At 67.5% G+C, this 19,128-nt stretch carries 16 protein-coding genes and 1 pseudogene; 12 read left to right on the forward strand and 5 right to left on the reverse strand.

Annotation, left to right across the window (positions count from 1 at the left end):
* Positions 1-45: 45 nt before the first annotated feature.
* The 9 genes from urtB to ACLQ2Q_RS02925 all read left to right on the forward strand — a co-directional run bounded on the left by urtB (position 46) and on the right by ACLQ2Q_RS02925 (position 9,041).
* Positions 46-930: an urea ABC transporter permease subunit UrtB gene (urtB, locus tag ACLQ2Q_RS02885; RefSeq protein ID WP_425817745.1), complete on the forward strand. Its 885-nt coding sequence runs from the start codon at positions 46-48 to the stop codon at positions 928-930.
* Positions 927-2,033, forward strand: coding sequence for an urea ABC transporter permease subunit UrtC (gene urtC, locus ACLQ2Q_RS02890; protein ID WP_425817747.1), 1,107 nt, complete (start codon positions 927-929; stop codon positions 2,031-2,033). The genes urtB and urtC overlap by 4 nt, the downstream gene beginning before the upstream one ends.
* On the forward strand, positions 2,030-2,863 hold the full coding sequence (gene urtD / locus ACLQ2Q_RS02895) for an urea ABC transporter ATP-binding protein UrtD (RefSeq protein ID WP_425817749.1): 834 nt from the start codon (positions 2,030-2,032) through the stop codon (positions 2,861-2,863). Before urtC ends, urtD begins: the two co-directional genes overlap by 4 nt.
* Before the next feature lie 10 nt (positions 2,864-2,873).
* A complete protein-coding gene (locus ACLQ2Q_RS02900) occupies positions 2,874-3,551 on the forward strand; it encodes an ATP-binding cassette domain-containing protein (protein ID WP_425817751.1) in 678 nt (225 codons plus the stop codon).
* A gap of 42 nt (positions 3,552-3,593) precedes the next feature.
* Positions 3,594-5,351: a purine-cytosine permease family protein gene (locus ACLQ2Q_RS02905; protein ID WP_425817753.1), complete on the forward strand. Its 1,758-nt coding sequence runs from the start codon at positions 3,594-3,596 to the stop codon at positions 5,349-5,351.
* Positions 5,327-5,944, forward strand: a complete 618-nt coding sequence (locus tag ACLQ2Q_RS02910) for a TetR/AcrR family transcriptional regulator (RefSeq protein ID WP_425817755.1) — start codon at positions 5,327-5,329, stop codon at positions 5,942-5,944. Before ACLQ2Q_RS02905 ends, ACLQ2Q_RS02910 begins: the two co-directional genes overlap by 25 nt.
* Positions 5,941-6,534: a TetR/AcrR family transcriptional regulator gene (locus tag ACLQ2Q_RS02915; RefSeq protein WP_425817757.1), complete on the forward strand. Its 594-nt coding sequence runs from the start codon at positions 5,941-5,943 to the stop codon at positions 6,532-6,534. Before ACLQ2Q_RS02910 ends, ACLQ2Q_RS02915 begins: the two co-directional genes overlap by 4 nt.
* Positions 6,535-7,004: 470 nt before the next feature.
* The gene (locus ACLQ2Q_RS02920) at positions 7,005-7,508 is read left to right on the forward strand and encodes a hypothetical protein (protein ID WP_425817759.1); all 504 of its coding nucleotides are present in this window, start codon (positions 7,005-7,007) and stop codon (positions 7,506-7,508) included.
* A 327-nt stretch (positions 7,509-7,835) separates the two neighbouring features.
* The gene (locus tag ACLQ2Q_RS02925; protein WP_425817761.1) at positions 7,836-9,041 is read left to right on the forward strand and encodes an MFS transporter; all 1,206 of its coding nucleotides are present in this window, start codon (positions 7,836-7,838) and stop codon (positions 9,039-9,041) included.
* Positions 9,042-9,219: 178 nt separating this feature from the next.
* Here the strand turns inward: ACLQ2Q_RS02925 and ACLQ2Q_RS02930 are convergent, their stop codons facing one another.
* Positions 9,220-11,226 (reverse strand): ATP-dependent helicase, encoded by a 2,007-nt coding sequence (locus ACLQ2Q_RS02930; protein WP_425817763.1) that lies wholly within the window; start codon positions 11,224-11,226, stop codon positions 9,220-9,222.
* A gap of 126 nt (positions 11,227-11,352) precedes the next feature.
* On the opposite strand from ACLQ2Q_RS02930, the gene ACLQ2Q_RS02935 reads away from it, so the two are divergent.
* The 3 genes and pseudogenes from ACLQ2Q_RS02935 to ACLQ2Q_RS02945 all read left to right on the forward strand — a co-directional run.
* Positions 11,353-12,222, forward strand: coding sequence for a helix-turn-helix domain-containing protein (locus ACLQ2Q_RS02935; protein WP_425817765.1), 870 nt, complete (start codon positions 11,353-11,355; stop codon positions 12,220-12,222).
* 63 nt (positions 12,223-12,285) lie between these two features.
* Positions 12,286-12,867 carry a dihydrofolate reductase family protein gene (locus ACLQ2Q_RS02940; protein ID WP_425817767.1) on the forward strand — a complete coding sequence of 194 codons (582 nt, stop codon included), beginning with the start codon at positions 12,286-12,288 and terminating at the stop codon, positions 12,865-12,867.
* Positions 12,868-12,919: 52 nt separating this feature from the next.
* Positions 12,920-13,119: pseudogene (locus ACLQ2Q_RS02945) on the forward strand (recombinase family protein); the annotation flags it as partial.
* Between the two features lie 293 nt (positions 13,120-13,412).
* Here the strand turns inward: ACLQ2Q_RS02945 and ACLQ2Q_RS02950 are convergent.
* From ACLQ2Q_RS02950 to ACLQ2Q_RS02965, 4 genes are all read right to left on the reverse strand, one after another.
* Complete coding sequence (locus ACLQ2Q_RS02950) at positions 13,413-14,126, reverse strand: hypothetical protein (RefSeq protein ID WP_425817769.1); 714 nt, start codon at positions 14,124-14,126, stop codon at positions 13,413-13,415.
* Between the two features lie 336 nt (positions 14,127-14,462).
* Positions 14,463-15,629 carry a hypothetical protein gene (locus ACLQ2Q_RS02955; RefSeq protein ID WP_425817771.1) on the reverse strand — a complete coding sequence of 389 codons (1,167 nt, stop codon included), beginning with the start codon at positions 15,627-15,629 and terminating at the stop codon, positions 14,463-14,465.
* Between the two features lie 234 nt (positions 15,630-15,863).
* The gene (locus ACLQ2Q_RS02960) at positions 15,864-17,279 is read right to left on the reverse strand and encodes a S8 family peptidase (RefSeq protein WP_425818607.1); all 1,416 of its coding nucleotides are present in this window, start codon (positions 17,277-17,279) and stop codon (positions 15,864-15,866) included.
* Positions 17,280-17,914: 635 nt separating this feature from the next.
* Positions 17,915-19,111, reverse strand: a complete 1,197-nt coding sequence (locus ACLQ2Q_RS02965) for an Ig-like domain-containing protein (RefSeq protein WP_425817773.1) — start codon at positions 19,109-19,111, stop codon at positions 17,915-17,917.
* Positions 19,112-19,128 lie beyond the last annotated feature (17 nt).

Genomic DNA, 19,128 nt, shown 5'->3' on the forward strand with positions numbered 1-19,128 from the left:
CCTGAGCACCCGCCCCACCATCCCCACGAGAGAAAGCGACAGCCCGTGGACGCACTCATACCGCCGCTCCTGAACGGCACCGCGCTGGGTGCTCTGCTGCTGCTCGCGGCGCTGGGGCTCACGCTCACCTTCGGCCAGATGGGGGTGATCAACATGGCGCACGGCGAATTCATCATGGCCGGCGCCTTCATCGCCTACGTGACGCAGCTGTTTGTGAGCTCCAGCAACATATCGATCCTGCTGGCCCTGCCCCTTGCCTTCGTCGGCGCGGGACTCCTGGGGCTGCTCCTGGAGATCGGAATCATCCAGTGGATGTACCGACGGCCCCTGGACACCCTCCTGGTCACCGTCGGGGTGGCGTTGATCCTTCAGCAGATCGCGCTGCAGATCTTTCCCGCACAGGGAGTCCCCGTGGAGGCTCCGGGCTGGCTCGACGGTCAGGTGGACGTGCTCGGGTACGCGTGGCCGCTGCGCCAGGTCTTCACGATCGTGCTCGCGGCCCTGTGCCTGGCGGCCCTCGCGGCGTGGCTCAAGTACTCGTCCTTCGGACGCCGAATCAGGGCGACGGTGCAGAACCGGGATCTCGCCGAGACCAGCGGCATCCGCACGCGCAATGTGGACCGCATCACCTTCTTCGTCGGATCCGGCCTGGCCGGCGTCGCAGGAGTCGCCGCCTCCCTGATCGGCGGCACGAACTCTCAGATGGGCACGCAGTACATCATCCCGGCCTTCCTGGTCGTCGTGGCCGGCGGTGTCGGCCAGATCAAGGGCACGGTCATCGCCGCGTGGGCCCTGGGGATCGCGCTGTCCTACTTCGCCGACTGGACCACGGGGAGCATGGCCCAGGTGCTCGCCTTCGTGCTCCTGGTCGTCTTCCTGCAATTCCGACCACAGGGCCTGTTCACGGTCCGCACCCGGGGGTTGACATGACGAAACTGAAGCCCTGGCTTCCACTGATCGGCATCGGGGTGTTCGCCGTGCTGCTGCTGATCGTCGCGCCGGCCGTGCTCTCGATGCACTGGATCAACAACCTCGGCAAGTACTGCTGCTGGGCGATCGCGGCGGTCGGCATCGGCCTGGCCTGGGGCCGTGGCGGAATGCTGGTGCTCGGCCAGGGGGTCTTCTTCGGGCTCGGCGCTTACGCCATGGCGATGCACTTGACGCTGGAGACCTCGGGGCCGGACAGTCTCCCCGTGTTCATGATCCTGTACGACCCGTCGGCGTCGCTCCCGGCGTTCTGGGAGCCGTTCCGCAGCGATCTGTTCACGCTGCTGGCCATCGTGCTGCTCCCGGTGATCGTCGCGTCGGTCCTCGGCTACGCGCTGTTCAAGCGCCGGATCAAGGGGGCGTACTTCGCCATCCTGTCCCAGGCGCTCGCCGTCGCCCTGGCCGTGCTGATCAGCTCGACGATCCGTGAGACCGGTGGTGATACGGGACTCAGCGACTTCAAGTACTTCTTCGGCTACGTCCTCGACGACGACGCGAACAAGCTCATGGTGTTCATGATCGCCGCCGCGCTGCTCATCCTCTGCCTGCTGGCGGTGTGGCAGCTCAACCGCAGCCGCTTCGGCGAACTCCTGATCGCGACGCGCGACGCCGAGGAGCGCGTGCGGTTCCTCGGCTACGACCCCGCGAACATCAAGCTCGTCGCGTACGTGGTCGCCGCCCTCATGGCCAGCATCGCGGGGGCGATGTTCGTACCCATCGTCGGGATCATCACGCCGGCCGAGATCGGCGCGTCCGCCTCCATTCTGATGATCGCCGGTGTCGCCCTCGGGGGCCGCGCCTCGCTGTTCGGCCCCGCGCTCGGCGCGATGGCGATCGGTTGGGGGCAGTCGAGCCTCGGTTCCAGCTGGCCGGATGGCTGGATCTACATCCTCGGGCTGGTCTTCATCCTGGTCACGCTGTTCCTCCCCATGGGGCTGTCGTCCCTGTTCGGCCGGGCGAAGGGCGTCTTGTGGCGTTCGCGCGCCACCCCGGAGCCACCGGTTGCCCCGGCCCCGGCGCGGGTGCTCGACGAGGTGAAGAAGTGACCGCCGCGGACGGCTCGCTCGTCGTCAGGGACCTGCGCGTCGAGTTCGACGGCTTCGTCGCTGTCGACGGTGTCTTCTTCGATGCCCACCCCGGTGAGGTCCGATTCCTCATCGGCCCGAACGGCGCGGGAAAGACGACCTGCATCGACGCCATCACCGGCCTGTCCAGGGGGAGCGGATCGGTGACGCTCGGCGACCACGAGCTGCTGGGCAGGTCGACGCAGAAGATCGTCCGGCTCGGGGTCGGTCGCACCTTCCAGACGGCGAGCGTGTTCGAGCAGCTCTCGGTGCTGCAGAACCTCGACATCGCGGCCGGGCTGCATCGCTCATCGCTCTCCCTGCTGCGCGCCCGGCGCGGCGTCGATCCGCGGATCGAGGTGGCGCTCGAGGAGACCGGACTCAGCGGCGAGCGTGAGACGCCCGCCGGCATCCTGTCCCACGGTCAGAAGCAGTGGCTGGAAATCGGGATGATGCTGGTCCAGGAGCCGAGGGCGCTGCTGCTCGACGAGCCCGTCGCGGGGATGAGCCAGGACGAGCGCACCGCCACGGGCGAGTTGCTGCAGCGCATCGCGCAGCGCCGCACCGTGCTCGTCGTCGAACACGACATGGACTTCATGCGCCGGTACGCCTCCCGGGTCACGGTGCTGCACCAGGGGAAGCTGCTCTCCGAGGGCACCGTGGCGCAGGTGCAGGCCGACCCCAAGGTGCAGGAGGTCTATCTCGGCACGGCGGGCGCCACAACCACGGCGGCGATGCTCGTCGTGGCCGACCCCACGATCGAGGCGGCGACCACCGCGACGAATGCCGCTGCACACGGCGAGGGAGCCTGAGATGCTCGAGATGAACGAAATCCAGGCCGGCTACGGGCGCACGCTCGTGCTGCACGGCGTGACGCTTCCCACCTCCGATGGAGTGGTCGCGGTGCTGGGTCACAACGGCGCGGGCAAGTCGACTCTGCTGCGGGTCGCCATCGGGCTCATCAAGCCGCGCAGCGGGCAGGTGATCTTCGACGGCGCCGACGTCACGACCCTGCCTCCCAACAAGCGGGTCGCGCGCGGGATGGCCTACGTGCCCCAGGGCCAGCAGTCGTTCCCGCAGCTGTCGACGATGGAGAACCTGCAGCTCGTGGCCGACGGCCGAAAGCGGGGGAAGGCGCTCATCGAGCAGCAGCTCGCCCGGTTCCCCGCGCTGGAGAAGTTCGCCGGCCGCAAAGCCGGCCTGCTCTCCGGCGGTCAGCGCCAGCAGCTCGCCATCGCCCGGGCGCTCATCACGGAACCGAAGCTGCTCATCCTCGATGAGCCGACGGAGGGCATCCAGCCGACGATCGTCGCCGAGATAGAGCACACCATCATGCAGCTCGCGCGCGACGGACTCTCCGTCCTGCTCGTCGAGCAGCACATCGGCTTCGCGCTGGAGGCCGCGGACAAGTACCTCGTGCTGGCGAGCGGATTCGCATCGCGCGCCGGCGAGGGAGGGGCATTCGCCGCGGAGGGCGTGCGGGCCGCCATGACGATCTAGCGCTGACGGCGCGCAATGCGGCTGTAACACGCGACGGGCACAATGAGCCCCACGTGCGAGGCGCAGGGAGTGCGACGCGATGTGCAGTTCAGGGTGAGCAGGGCAGACAACGCGCGGGCAGCCGCCGAGGACAGCCTCGAGGACTACGCCTTCCGCTATGTCCCGCGGTCCTTCCGACGGTGGAGCGCCGGCTCGATCGGGGTGACGGCGCTCGGCTCGATCGCCTTCCTCGCGGACTTCTCGATCGGGGCCAGCGTCGGGATCGAGCACGGCACGCACAACGCCGTCCTCGGCATCCTGTTCGCGTCGATCGTGATCTTCGTCGTCGGCCTGCCGATCGCCTACTACGCCGCCCGCTTCAACCTCGACCTCGATCTGATCGCCCGCGGGTCGGGCTTCGGCTACTACGGCTCATCGATCACGACCGTGGTCTTCGCGGTGTTCACGTGCATCTTCTTCGCCCTCGAGGGGGCGATCATGGCGCAGGGGCTGCACGTCGCGGTCGCCGTCCCGCTCCCGATCGGCTACTTCATCTCCACCGTGGTGGTGATCCCCATCGTGATCTACGGGATGCGCGCGCTCGAGCGCCTGCAGTTCTGGACCACGCCGCTGTGGCTCGCGCTCGCGCTGCTGCCGCTGCTGTGGGTGATCGTCTCCGACCCTGGCGCGGTGAGCGCGTTCGTCGCGTTCCCCGGCGAGTCCGATGGGATCGTCAGCTTCGGGGCGATCGTCGCGAGTGCCGCCGTCTGCTTCGCACTGACCCCGCAGCTGGCCGAGCAGATCGACGTGATCCGGGCGATGCCGCCCCGCACGCGGGCTAATCGGCTGTCGTGGTGGGCCTCGCTGCTCTTCGCGGGACCCGGCTGGGTGCTCTTCAGCGGCATCAAGCAGGTCATCGGGGTCTTCCTCGCGGTCTACCTCCTCACCCGGGTCGACCCCGAACTGGGCCAGCGGGCCGCGGAGCCGGTGCGCCAATTCATCGCCCTGTACGAGTCCCTGATGCCCGAGTGGCTGGCGGTGGGATTGGCGCTCGTCCTCGTCGTGGTCGCGCAGATCAAGATCAATGTGACGAACGCCTACTCGGGGTCGCTGGCGTGGTCGAACGTCTACACGCGTCTCACGAAGACCTACCCGGGCCGAACGGTCTTCATCCTCTTCAACCTCGCGATCGCGCTCGCCCTGATGTGGATGGATGTCTTCAGCCTCATCAGCTTCGTGCTCAGCCTGTACGCGAATGTGGTGATGGCCTGGCTGGTCACGATCGCCGCGGACATCGCGATCAACAAGCACGTGCTGGGCATCTCGCCGATCTTCCCGGAGTTCCGCCGGGGGATGCTGCGCGACTGGAACCCGGTCGGCCTCGTGTCGGTCGCCCTGGCGTCGCTCCTGTCACTCGCGGCGTTCGGGGGCCTCCTCGGCGAGGGGGTGCGCCCGTTCTCGGTGCTCATCGCGATCGGGGTGGCGGTGGTCACGACCCCGTTCATGGCGCTTGTCACGCGGGGGAGGTACTACCTGCGACGCCAGTCGGACGGCATCGCGTCGCCCATGTTCGATGCCGACGGCAACCCGTCGGGTGAGCGGCTGCGCTGCCATGTCACCGGCTACATCTTCGAGCGCCCGGATATGCTGGCATCCGCGGAGCGAGGGGCGCACGGGGAGACGCAGTTCGTGTCGTCGCTCGCACTGACGCTGGACGACTCGGATCGTTACGTGCTGCCGGCCGAGTCGTCGGCGCGACAGGCCCATTCGTCACCGCGGACGGCCGAAGAGAGCAGATGGCAGTGGGGAAGGGGCGGATGATGCCGGAGGCGGTGGACACTCCGACCGCGATCCTCGTGCACGCCGTCGCGGCCCTTCGCGAGAACCCGCTGGATGACATCTCCTATCGCACCCTCGGTGACGCGGTCGGCGTCTCGGAGAGGACGGTCTACCGTCACTTCCCGACGAGATCTCATCTTCTGGAGGGCGTCGCGGGCTGGATCGAGTCGACCGAGTTCCCGATGCCGCCGTTCGTCACTGTCCCGGAGTTCATGGAGGCGTCGCGCGCCCGGTTCCGGGCCTTCGACGCGGCGCCGGCATTCGCCTTCGTGTGTGCGCGCGCGGCATCCATCTCGCCGACCGGCGAGCCGGAGCCCACCTTCTTCACCCGCGCCCTGGTGGCCATGCTCGCCACCAATCATCCTTCTGTGAACGAGCGGGACCTGCGTCGCGTGGCGGCGAGCCTGCGCTACTTCGCCTCGGCGCAGTTCTGGGCTCGCATGCGGACGGGCTTCGAAATGAGCGCCCCGGCCATCGCGGACGCGTTCGACCGGGCGGCCGCAGAGGTCCTGAAAGACATCATCGTCTTCACCGGCACCGAGGTGGATGGCGCGCCGCGACGTACGCCCCGATGACGATGTCCCCGATCGCCGAACCCGGTGGGCGAACCTCGAGCGAGGTGAGTCGCACGCAGGAGGCGATCCTTGTCGCCTACGCCGCGCTCATCGAAGAGCTGGGCACCGACGACGTGTCGTTCCGGCTCATCGCGAGACGCGCCGGCGTCGGCGAGCGCACCGTCTTCCGCAACTATGCGACGAGGAACGACCTGCTGCTCGCGACGGCCGCATGGATCGACAGCACCGCCTTCGCTCGGCAGGACTGCTCGAGCATCTTCGACATGCCCCTCGCCATCAGAGCGGCGATGGAGTCCTACGACCAGCGCCCGGAACTGGCGCACGTCGTGGCCGAGACGACCATGCGGGGAATCAGCGGTGCGGCGCCCAGCCCGCGCCGGGCGATGCTCGAGCAGATGATCGACGCCGAGATTCCTTCACTGGGAGACGCCGAGCGCGCGGCGATCGTGGCAAGCTTGGCGCACCTCGACTCCGCTGCGACGTGGGTCACGTTCCGTCGCGAGTTCGGGATGAGCCGCAGCGACATCGCCGACGCCGCCGCATGGGCGGCGGAGGCTGTGCTGGACCCGATTCGCGCTCGCGCCGGCTGAAGCCTCAAAGCTCGTCCTTCGAGTCACTCGGCGATCCGGTGCTCGGGGCGGCGCGGGCCCGTCAGACCTCACTGCGGTTGGTCCCGCTCAGACGCGTTCGACGATCGAGAACGGGGTGCAGCCGCGTCAGGCTACGTAAGGCCGAGGTCATCACTTCCTGGAAAGTCCCGGGAACCTGCGGGTTCCCGGGACTTCTCAGTTGGTGAGATATGACCACCTCACCGAAACCTACCCGGCCCTCCGCGGAACTACTGAGGTCGTAACCGGTAGTTGCCGGCTTCCAACTCTGACGACACCGTTCTACCGCTTGTCAGACTCACCCGATCCCATTCTCCGTCTGCGCGACGTCGCTCGAGCGACCAGTCGGCGTCTGCCGGATCAGTCAGAAGGACGCGCCGAGAACTGGTCCCGCCGGGAACGCTGAACGACACCTTCTTCGCGATGTCCTGAGCTGTGGCACTGACGACACCGTGGCTCTGAGCCAGTGGGCTCTCTTCCGCGCCGACGCGGTGTTCGCAGGCATCTCGGGTTTCTCGACGCTTGACACCCAGAGCGTCATCACACCGGAGAGCATGGTCGAACAGATCCGCTCATACTCAGAACCCGCCGTCGAGGCCTATGAGTTGTTCGCAGCGATCGACTACGTCTTCCCCCCGGCGGCAGGTCTCTTGCTTTCCGCCACCACGCTCTGGCTGATCCGACGCTCCAATCGCGCGACATCCTGGAGTGTCCCGGAATGGATCGCGCTCCTTTGCCTGCTACCGGTGATGTTCGACTACGTCGAGAACATCTTCCTGGCCTTCGCCGTGATCACGGAGGGTGCGTCCGCCGCCGTCACCGGGGCGCTCGTCGGAAAGGCGCTGAAACTGGCTTCCCTCGCGGTGTCGAGCGCGCTACTTCCGCTCACCGCGATGTACGCCCTTGTCGTGATCGTGTCCCGACTGCTGCGCCGTAACGCGCGCGAGAAACGATGACTGCCCGTCCGGCAGGGTTGCTTCGGGGAGTGCCGCCCTTTTCGGCATGGACGTCGAATGCACCGCGGCAGGGAACCCTGGGGTTGGAGCCGCTCCCGGAGGTCAACGATCTGGCCGCGTAGCTCCGACGTGCGCGCGTGGATCGAGCAGCAACGCGACACGCTCCCGTCGCCGGCGGACCGGCGATAAGCCGATGAGCGCGCCTCGCCTGGCGATCGGCGGCTTCGCGGCGAGATGGTCGGCCTGTAGGCCCGACCGTGCGGCCCTGGGCGGCGGTGGCTACGCTTACGGCGTGCACCCCTTCGCCTGCGCTGCATCGAGCCGCCGATGGCTCGGCTGACGGTGGGCGGCGCGAGCCACGGCACGGGGTTCTGGATCGTCGCGGCGGTCTTCCTCACGGCGATGGCTTACTCGACCGTGCCGACGCCGCTCTATCCGCTGTACGAGCAGCGCGACGGCTTTCCGGTGAGCCTGGTCACCGTCATCTACTCGTCCTACGCGGTCGGCGTCATGCTCAGCCTGTACCTCGCCGGACACGTGAGTGACTGGCTGGGCCGCCGGCGGATGCTGATGGTCGCCGTGCTGATCTCCATCGCGTCCGCGGTGATGTTCCTGCTCTGGCCGGAATCGCTCGGACTGATCGGTGCACGGCTGGTGGACGGCGTGAGCATCGGCATCCTGTCGGCGACGGCGACCGCGCACCTCGGAGAACTGCGGGCCATCGCACGGCCCGCGGAGAACCCGGTCGTGGCCACATCGGTCGCCGGTGCGGCCAACCTCGGCGGCCTCGCGCTGGGTCCGCTCATCGGCGGACTCTGCGCCGAGTTCCTGCCCGATCCGCTCGTGCTGCCCCACGTGGTCTTCCTCGTGCTGCTCACGGCCGCCGGAATGGCGCTGCTCACGGTGCCCGAGACGGTCGCCGGCCGGAGTGCTTCGCACCGCTACCGGCCTCAGAGGCTCTCGGTTCCGCGTGCCCACCGCTCCATCTTCCTCGTCGCGGCGTTCGGGGCCTTCGCCGGATTCGCGGTGTTCGGCCTCTTCAGCTCGCTCATCCCGACGTTCCTGGCCGGCACGTTCGGGGATCGAGATCACCTGCTCGCGGGAGTGGCGGTCTTCGCGATCTTCGCCTCCGCGGCGGCCGGCCAACTCGCGCTCGCCGGCGCGCCGCTGCGCAGGCAGCTGACGATCGCGATCATCGCGTGCGCGGCAGGCCTGACGCTCGTGGCCGTAGGTGCCCTGCTGCCGCAGATCGTCCTGTTCCTGAGCGGCGGCGTCGTCGCGGGGCTGGGGGTTGGCGTGCTCTTCCGCGGTGCGATCGGCACCGCGGTCGCGATCGCCGAGCCGGGACACGCCGGCGAGACGCTGGCGCTGCTGTTCCTCATCGCCTACGCCGGGCCGGTCATCCCGGTCCTGGCGGTCGGGATCGCGCTCGCGTTCGCGCCTCCGGTGGCGGTGCTGCTCGTGTTCGCCGCCGCCGTGCTGGCGGCGACGGTCGCGGCGGGCTCGATCATGCGCCGCCGCGCCGTCGCGTGAAGAGCTTGGTCGCAGGCTCGTGCGCTTCGGCGCGCGTAGCAGCGATGTCGGTGCGATCTTCATCGCCGCCCGCGATGAGCAGAATCTGTTCAGAACGGAGAGGCATCGACGTGATCATAAAAAAAGCCCGTCACATCTGAGCGTGTAGCCGTGGTCTGAATCCGCAGCCGATGGCCGATCAGGCGAATAGTTCGTCGAACGCGTCCGTGCGCACGCGAGGCGCAGCGGCGGCCCGCTTGATCACAGCCCCGGGTGTGACGGCGGCGGTGCTGACCGGCTCCATGAGAGCGCGTGCGGACTCGGTCAGGAATCTGCTGGGCTTGGCCGCGACGTGCTTGGCCAGGAACGCGGTGGGATGCGTGGGCAGTTGCGAGGGCACGTAGACGTCGAGGGCGTCGCGTGCGCGGGTGAGCGCGACGTAGAAGAGGCGCTCCTCCTCGGCAAGGCCCGCGGGCGAGGTGAGCGCCATGTCGGAGGGCATCGCGCCGTCGTTCGTGCGCAGGAGGTGCACAGTGTCCCATTCCAGGCCCTTCGCGGAGTGGATCGTGGACAGGGTCAGCCAGTCCTCGTCGAGATGTGGCTGCTTCGCCCAGTCGCCGGCGACGTTCACCGGGTCGATCGCCTGCTCGCTCACGAATGTGCGGAGATCGCTGTGCTGAGCGGCGGCCTGGGCGATGCCGTCGACTTCGGTCACCCGCCGGTGCCAATCCGGGTAGTGCCCGCGAAGCAGAGGATCCACCGCCCCTCGGCACGCTTCGACCAGCTTCGGCACGGCGGTTGTGGAGTCGACGGCGCCGAGCAGCGACAGGGTTGACGCCAGCCCGGTGCGCGCCTTCGCCGGTGCCGCCGCGACAGCGTCGGCCGTGCGATCGACGCCCCCGTCCGCGAGTATGCCGGCGAGTCCGCGCGCGCTCGCTTTGCCGATCGCGCGGTGCCGGGTGAGCAGGCGGTACCAGGAGACCTCGTCCGCCGGATTGAGCACCACTCGGAAGCTCGCCAGCAGGTCGCGCACGTGCGAGGTCTCCAGGTAGCCGATCCCGCCGAACTTGTGGAACGGGATCGCCCGCACCTTGAGCTCGACCTCGAGTTGCGCGCTGTGGGATCCGGTGCGCATCAGCACGGCCTGCGAACGCAGTGGCGTGCCATCGACGTGCGCGGCGAGGATGCGGTCGGCGATCGTGCGGGCCTCGTCGTCGGCGTTGCGGCAGGTAACCAGCGTCGGCCGGGCGCCCGGCTGCGGACGGTCGGCGACGAGCCGCAACCTCAGTTCGCCCGGGCGCACCTGGTTCGCGAGGTCGAGGATCGGCTGTGTAGAACGGAAGTTGCGTTCGAGGCGCACGAGCGTGGCGTCGGGGTACGCCTCGATGAGCTCGAGCAGGTGCCCGGCGCTCGCCCCTCGGAACGCGTAGATCGCCTGTGCGTCGTCGCCGACGACCGTGAGCCCGCGGCCGTCGGGACTGAGCCCACGCACGATGTCGACCTGAAGCTGATTGACGTCCTGGTACTCGTCGACGAGCACCCAGTCCCAGCGCGCCCGCAGGCGCGCCCCGACGTCGGGATCACTGACCAGCGCCCGCCAGGCGATGAGCAGATCATCCAGGTCCAGCAGGCCGCGTTCGCGCTTGCGGTCGCGGTAATGCCGCAACAGGCCGGCGATCGCGTCGGCCTGCTCGAGCGCCCAGGGAAACTGCTCTTCGATGACGGCACGGGCCGGGGTTGCGGTGTTGATCGCGCGAGAGGCGATGTCGGCGATGGCGCGTGTCGTGGGCAGCCGTACCTCGGTGCCGTCGAGCCCGTGCTCCGCGCGCAGCAGGTCGATCAGGTCGATGACGTCGTCGGGATCGATGACCGTCACGTCCTCCAGCCCCAGATGCTGTGCGTGCTCGGCGACGATGCGGTGCGCGACCGCATGGAACGTGCCGCCGGCGATGCGCTGCGCAGCCTGCGCGTCGCCGCACATCACCGCAGCGCGAGAGAGCATCGCGGACGCTGCGCGCCGGGTGAATGTCAGCAGCAGGATCCGTTCCGGTACGACGCCCGCTTCCAACAGCCGCGCGACACGTGCGGTGAGTACGCGCGTCTTCCCGGTGCCGGCCCCTGCCGCGACCACAAGCGGCCCATCGCCGTGCTCAACGGCCTCAAGCTGTGCCGGATCCAGACCGGCGCGCGCATCGAATACTCCCACGGAAGTGACGCTAACGAGGCCCCCGGACATTCAGCCACCACGGCGAGTCTGCGGAGAGGCTGGAGCGGGTCCGTGCGATCGGGTTGGAGCGGTATGCTCCGAGCCGAGCCCGTGAGGCGGCGCGCGATGCAGATGGGCTTCCGGGATGATGTCAGCGTGGAGTATGTGTCCAGAGTGCCCGGTCCGCCGCTCGCCGGGCTGATCGACGACCTCTACTACCTGGAGGGCGCCCCGCCGTACTCCCGGTTCATTCTGCCGGCGGCGCCCGCGCCTTTGCTCATCGTCAACCTCGGGGCGCCGTTTCTGATCCGCGTCGGCACGGACGTAGGGGCCGCGGAATACACCGACGGCTGCGCGGTCACCACGCCCACCCGGGCGTGGGAGTTCGGCTACCCGACCCCGACGCGGTCCGTGGGCGTCCACCTCAGGCCGTGGGGGCTGGCACCGTTTCTTCCGATGCCCGCGGCGGAGTTGTGCGATCGGCCGGCGACGGTGGAGCAGGTCTGGGGCCAGCCCGCTACCGCTGAGTTGCGACACCGACTGGCCTCGGCGGACACGCCCCACGAAATGCTGGTGTTGCTGGAGGAGGAGCTGGTGCGACGGCTGCGTGCGGTCGACGGCCTGGACATCGTCCGCCACCTGAGCAGCGCCATCGCGGAGACCGGCGGAGCGGTGCCGATCAGCGACCTGGGCGTGGCAGCCCGCGCCAGCAGCACGTACGTGGCGAAGCGGTTCAAGGAGGTCATCGGCGTGACGCCGAAGCGGCTGGCGCGCAGCTACCGGTTCACCATGACCGTATTGGCGATCGACGTGGCCGCACCGATCGACTGGGGCGACGTTGCCGCGCGCGCAGGCTACTTCGACCAGGCCCACTTCGTCCACGAGTTCCGTGAGTTCACGGGGCTCACGCCGACCCGGTATATCGAAGTCCGGCAACGCTTCCTACGCGAGCATCCCGACCACGCGCTGGATGGGTGGCCGTTGCCCGCCGATTGATTCCTTACAAGGGCGCCAACTCACGACACACGAGACTGGGACTTCGAACAGAGGAGGAAACCCATGAAAAAAGTGGTCATGAATGCGTCGGTCTCGGTCGATGGCTTCATTGCGGCCGAGAACGACGATCCCGGTCCACTGTTCGAATGGTTGGTCAGCGGCGACGTGCCGTTGGACGACAGCGGCGTGCTGAACGTGTCGCAAGCGTCCTACGACCACGTCCGGCCGTACTGGGACGAGATCGCGGTGACAATCGCCGGCCGCCACAGCTTCGACATCACGGACGGCTGGGATGGGAAGCCTCCGAGCGGGATCGACCACGTGGTCGTCGTGACACACCGGCCGGCGCCCCAGGGCTGGGACCCCGACGCGCCGTTCTACTTCATCCACGGCATCGAGGCGGCCGTGGCCAAGGCGCACGAGCTCGCGGGTGACCGCACTGTCGAGGTCGCTGCCGGCGACGTCGGCGGCCAGGTGCTCGCCGCAGGTTTGGTCGACGAAGTGCGCATGGACCTCGCACCCGTCGTCCTCGGGTCCGGCAAGCGCTACTTCGGCTCCGTCGACTCGCAGCACCTTCTGGAAAACCCAGACGTTGTTGTTCAGGGCAACCGGGTGCTTCACCTGCGCTATCGAGTGCGCCGCTGAATCCTGTGCGGATGAATGAGACACAGGTGGGTTATGCGAGGGTGTGAACGGCGTCGCGCTGAGTGTCGGCGGAAGCCGGTACGACCCGACCGATCCGATCGGGCGGCTGCTGTCCAACGTTCTCGGCATGGTGGCTGAGTTTGAGCGTGATCTGATCAGCAGGCGCATCGGCGAAGGGATGGCGGTCGCCCGCCCGAAGGGAGACTCAAGGGGAAGCATCCGAAGCTCTCGAAGGCTCAGCGTGCCCTTCTTTCACGACAGGGTGAGTGCTGCCAGACCGAGCCACCGTCTACCGTGAGCTACAGCGTCGCCGGGCCTTGTTCCGCGCCTCATCTGAGGTTCACATTTTCTGATGCGTCCGTCGGCGTGCGCTCCCGGCCCGTGGACCTCTCGAGCCGCAACGATGGGGTTCCAGCGGACTCAGAATGTCGGCGGGCCCCCGCGGGGGCTCGGACGCCGGGGCGGGCGCGGGTGGTTCTCGCACTCCGGGCGCCAGTTCGCGCTTCAACGGGGCGAGGTCGCGGGCGAGTGCATCTGTGGGTTGTTCACCCCGTCGGCGGGAGTGAGGGCCACAACGTGGCGACGATGTCTTCCGTGTAACCCTCTGGTGCGAAGTTGGTCCAGTGCGTGGCGATCCAGCCGTTGTCCCGGAAGTAGTGCGTCTCTCCGACGGTGGCGTAGAGCTCCCCGGCGACGAAGAGGTCCTCCCGGGTGCGGCAGATCGTGCCCTCGTCGTGCGGCGTGCACGTCATCCCGGACTCGACGGCGGCCTGCTCGATGGATGCCGATTGACCGGGATCCACGATGGTGACGTTGGTCGAGAGTCCGTACTCGGAGGGCCCACCCCACGTGCACCGCAGGGTCGGGGCCGTATCGAGCACCTCCCGGCCGACCGCAAGCTCGGTGGACGGCGTGGTGTGCCCGGGATCGTTGAGTGGAGGCGCCGTGGCCGTCAGATGGGCGAACATCGCGTCGGAGTAGATGTCCTCGCACGCTTCCGGGAGCATCAGCGCGGTCCCCGCAGCTCCAGCAAGGGAGGCCGATGAGGAGAGGGCCGCGCTCGACGGGGGAGGGCTCGACGTCGTTGGCGAGGCGCTGACGGAAGCCTCGCGCGGCGTCGCGCACCCGGTGAGCGCCGCGACGACAAGCGCCACGCCTGCAAGGGCGGACGCGGTGCGAACCGCGTGCCGGTCGGTGATTGCCACGGCTGCGGACGGGATATCGATCGACCGTCCGATGATTTCGTTGTCTGCCCTCATGTTAAGTATTGCCGGATCGGGCCGATACGGTTCACGATGCATGCTCACCGCGTAGGGTGATATGTCCGGCGCGCGCTACCCCGGACGCAAGTGCAGAATCATCTCACCGCCGACGACAGCCTGCTGACATTCGTCTCGAGCGGCGCCGGCTACTTCGAACTTCCAGCGGAGTGCTTCGGGGACAGTCCGGCCGCGCTCTGGATCTACGACGACAACGTCGCTCAGACCACGCCCGAGTCACCGGGCGGGACGGATGGGTCAGCTGGGTCGGATGCTCGACATCGCCGATCAACGAGTGACCACGACGCTGACTCGTGTGTCACGGCGACCGCCTTGCTATGGACTCCAGAAGAATGCATGCGGGTTGGGCCAAGCCGTGGCGGAGAACTGCCCGGTGACCTGACCTCGTATGTTGATTGCAGATGCACCGCTGCTTCTGGTGAAGAGTGGGTCCAAGTCCCTCATCCCGCTGCTCGGCGCCCACCGAAACGCATGCCGCGATCCGCTCGAGGTCTGAGCTTGCCCGATCACTTGACCGAGGTCGTTGATTCCCGTCGCTGCGCTGTTCTCACCGCCGAGGGTGCCCAGGTCCTGCCAACCGCCAGACGCCGTCCACCGGAACGCGTGTTGTGCGCCGTTCGCAGCGATCGCTGTGCCCGCGATTTGGCCGAGAGCGTTGATAGCAGCGGGGACGAAGGGGCCGAGATCCCGCATACCACCTGACGGGGTCCACCGAAACGCATGATGTGAGCCGTCGGCCGTTTCTGAGGACCCCACTATCTGACCTAACTCGTTGATCCGTGGAGCGAAGCTGTTGGCCCCGCCCAGCGTGCCCAGGTCCTGCATGCCGCCCGACGCGGTCCACCGAAACGCATGAGTGCTTCCCTCTGCCGTACTCGAAACGCCGACGACCTGTCCGAGCAGGTTGATTCCGGTGGCAGCACTGATCGGCCCGCCGAGGGTACCGAGATCACGAATGCCGCCTGCAGGCGTCCACAGAAACGCGTGAATACCCACATCATTCGGCAGGTTCGAGTACCCTGTCACCTGCCCGCGCTCGCTGATCGCCACCGGGACGGAACAACAACCGCCGAGCGTGCCCAGGTCCTGCATACCTCCCGACGCCGTCCACACGAACCCATGTCTCTCGCCGTTCACGCCTGTACTGGATTCGCCGATGACCTGACCCAACTCGTTGATGGCGACACCACGGCTGTCGGCGCCTCCGAGGGTGCCCAGATCCTGCATATCCCCCGACGCTGTCCACATGAAGGCGTGGGGTGACCCGCCGGCGGTGTCCGCCACCCCGGTGACCTGACCCCGAGCGTTGATGTCCTCGCCCTGGCTATTCAGGCCACCGAGGGTGCCCAGATCCCGCAGGCCTGTTGCTTGTGTCCGGGCGGGAGACACGGACATCGCCGTGGCCGGGAGCGGCAACAACAGCATCCCAACCAGTGCCGTCAGAACCACCGTACTCAATCGCCAATTGCGTCGAACCGTCATTGTTCGCTCCCGGTAGGTGACCGTTCCTGGGTCAGCGTGGACTAAGTGTCTCGCTCGGCGGGATGCGCGACAAGGCGTCTCGCCGAACCACGGAATCAGCGCCGCACCGACGTTGTCCGCGCACGCCCCAACCCCGCCGCGCCGCGTAAGGCTGGAGGCACGTCCGATCGAGCAACGCGGCAAGCGGGACGGCGCCGGCCGCCGCTACTTCAGCGAGCACTCCATGAAACTCTGTCAGTTCAGGTATTGCAGACCCGTGTAGACATTGATTCTCGTCCTCGTGATGCCCTGCCCATCGGCGACCGCGACTCCCGACCGCTGTAGAGCGAGCAGGATCTGGTCCACGGTTGCCGTGGGCCTCTTCTGTCTCAGCACGGCGTAGGCGCCGGCTACGTGAGGAGCTGCCATCGATGTTCCGATCCACGCGCATTCGTACCGGTTGCCGGGGACCGCGGAACAGATGTCGGTACCGGGCGCGAGGAGGTCGATCTGCGGTCCCGAGTTCGATGACGTGAACACGGCGTCAGTCGCCGTGCCGACGAGGGTGGTGTTGCCGACAGTGACGGCGTTCGACAGGCAGGCCGGATGCGACACCCCTCCACGGAAACCGCTATTGCCGCTGGCGATCACCGACGCGATTCCCACGCTTTTGAGGAGGTTGATCCAGCCGGTCAGTTTGCCTATATCGGAGGTGGTCGAGTAGTAGTTGTCGCAGTAGCCGACGAACTTGAGGGAGTAGCCGAGGCTGAGATTGACCGCTGCGATCTTGTAATAGGAACGCACGTCGTACACATGCTTCATCGCCCAGATGAGGTCACTGTCCCAGTAGGTGATTCCCGTCGCTCCGGGGTGGAAGACCTGGATCGCCATGATCTTCGCGGCGGGGGCGACGCCATTGGTCCCGGCGGCGGTGTGTGCGACGTGGGTGCCATGCGCGCACCCGGCCTGCAAGCACGGCCGCGCGGCATTGAAGCCGAGTTGCTTCCATGCGCCGTTGGGGCAGTAGCCGGCGGAGGAGCCGACAGTGGCAGAGGCGAAGCAGGCCTCATTCACTACGTTGGTGATCCAGTTGTGCGTCCGGTCGACGCCGGAATCGATGATCGCCACCGTCTGGCCCGTGCCCCTATAGCCGGCAGCGGCGGCTTTGTCGACGCCGATCCGGTAGTAATCCCACCAGTTCGTGAGCTGCGTGTACTGGCCGCTGTTCGAGGTCGCCTGGGGTCCCGCGACACCCTCGATCGACTTCGATTCGGTCGCGGTGCGCTCGCTGACATCCAGCGCCCTCTCGAGATCCTCGGTGACATCGACGACAAGCGGAGAGCGCTGCAAGCGCGCCAGGTCCGCGGAAGTCGCGTGGAACGCCACCAACGGGAACTCCATCATCGTCTTGAGCGCGTTGACCGGCCCCAATAGCGCCAGCAGCCGGGCATTAGCGCGGGCAATCGCGGCTATCTGGGATTCGAGCCCCGGCTTGTCCAGGCGATCGGGCGCTTTGATCGTGGTGGAGGTGTTCAGCGTCACGATCACCGGCACCTCGCCCTGCTTCTTTGCAGTCGCCTCGAGCGACGCCCAGTCGCCTTGGGGCGGCGCGACAGCGGCGCTCGCGGGCGAGGCGTGAACCGGCGGCGAGGCGACCGCGAGCGGAAGCATCACGGCGACCGCTGCTACGAGTGTCACCAGCAGTCGCCGGCGACGCGGTGTGATGGACGCAGAAACAGTCATCGGATGCTCCTCAGGTCGATCGATCTCTCGCTGGCGGAGCGTCACAGGCACGACAAAAGCCTCTCTCAGCGCTTTCGGGTAGCGAGGAGGGACGCGAGTAGAGGCGCGTTGCATCCAGTTCGGGAGAACCATACAGCCGGTTGCTACAGCGCCGCAAGGACTTTGTGCATCGCGTCTCAAAAGTGCTCGGCCTGCCTGAATGTTCCTTTGTCCCGGCCGTGTTCAACCTCTTCGTGATCGCTTCGGCGGTCGCTGTCATCGTCATGAGGGAGCGCTGGCTGTGGGGCTTCGGTAGCCGGTGAAGCGCGGTGGTCCGACGCGCTAGAGCAAACAATCGCGGCGCCCACGCGTCCTTTCCTGCCGCCGTCGTCTTCCCGCCGCCCGTCGTCCTCAAACTGATCGTGGGGAAGATCACCGAGTGTGAAATCCACGTGCGAGGCAGACCGGCGGCCCAAGCGGGACAGACCATCAAACTTTCGATAGCACGCCGCGGGACGGACGGGCGGCGTTGGAGTGTCTTGACAACGCGGTCAAGCTGGCCCGCGTTGATCGGATGTGTCGGATCAGCCGAGGATGCGGAGCGTGACGGGAAGGCTCTCCGATCCGCCGACTGCTCCGGCACCTGAGTAGACCGCGCGCACGACGTGCGTACCGCGGGGGAGGCTGGGAAGCGTTGTCGTGACAGTGCCGTTCGTCGCCGTCGAGAACCTGACGGCCTTGACCGTCTTGTCGTCGACGGTGAAGGTGACCGTGCCACCGGTGGACGCGGTATCCACCACCGCCGTCGCCCGGATAGGCAGCCGCGGGAGGGTGACGGTTCGATTCATAGTCAACGTTGTGCTCACTCGTTGATCGGCGATGTCGAGGATCGCGTACCAGTCGACGCTTTCCGACCTGCCGGGTGACTCCGGGGTGTTCTGAACGAGATTCTCGAAGAAGATAGCGAGCCCGGCTGGGCTATCCCCGAAGTACTCCGCTGGAAGTTCGTTCGGAAGGGTGACCGAGACCGTCGCCCCGTCAGGAGAAACCTCGACCGGCATGTCGACGTCGTACTTATCCGGATGCCCGGAGAGCGCCAACTGCGCGCCATACCTCGCGTTGTCGGGGTCCATCGTCCCGGTCCCGGTCCATGTTCCGGGTGGACCGGTCACGAGGATTCGCTGCCCAGGGTAGGCGTTGGGCCGGGTGCGGTTCTCGTAGGCGGCGCTGCTCCAGGAGAAGTCCAACAGACTGACGTCGGCGGTGAGGATCACCGTGGGGCCGGCGGCCGCGACGCCGATGAGGTTCCAACGGTCAGTGTTCTCCACCGGGTGGACGCCCGTGGCGCAGGTCGCTTCTGGGAACTTGCCCGGGCCGGTCGAGCCGGCGGGGACGTCGAGCACGCGGTCCGCCGCCGCATCCCACTCCTCCGGCGACCAGGAACGCTGGGCGATTGTTCCCGCGCTGGAATAGACGGCGCAGTGTACAGGGCCGATAGCAACCAGATCCGTCGCGAAGACGAGCCGGGTCGTGTCTGCGCCGAACAGGATCCGGCGAGTCGACAGATCGCCGAAGGACCGTCGCTCTCCGCCCCCAAGCGGCGTGCCCAGTGAAAACTCGAGAGCCGTGTCCGGCTCCGCAGGGGAGGCCGCTGAAACCGTGTCCGGCTCTGCAGGCGAAGCCACTGCAGCCAGCGGCGACGCGACCGCCGCCGGCAGCGCGAGCGCGAGGAGGAGCGCGAATAACGACTTCCCGCGCCATGTTTGCCCGAGTGAGAACATGGAACCTCCGCCGCTCG

Origin of the sequence: Microbacterium sp. DT81.1 (assembly GCF_049844955.1) — a bacterium.
Lineage (GTDB): Bacteria > Actinomycetota > Actinomycetes > Actinomycetales > Microbacteriaceae > Microbacterium.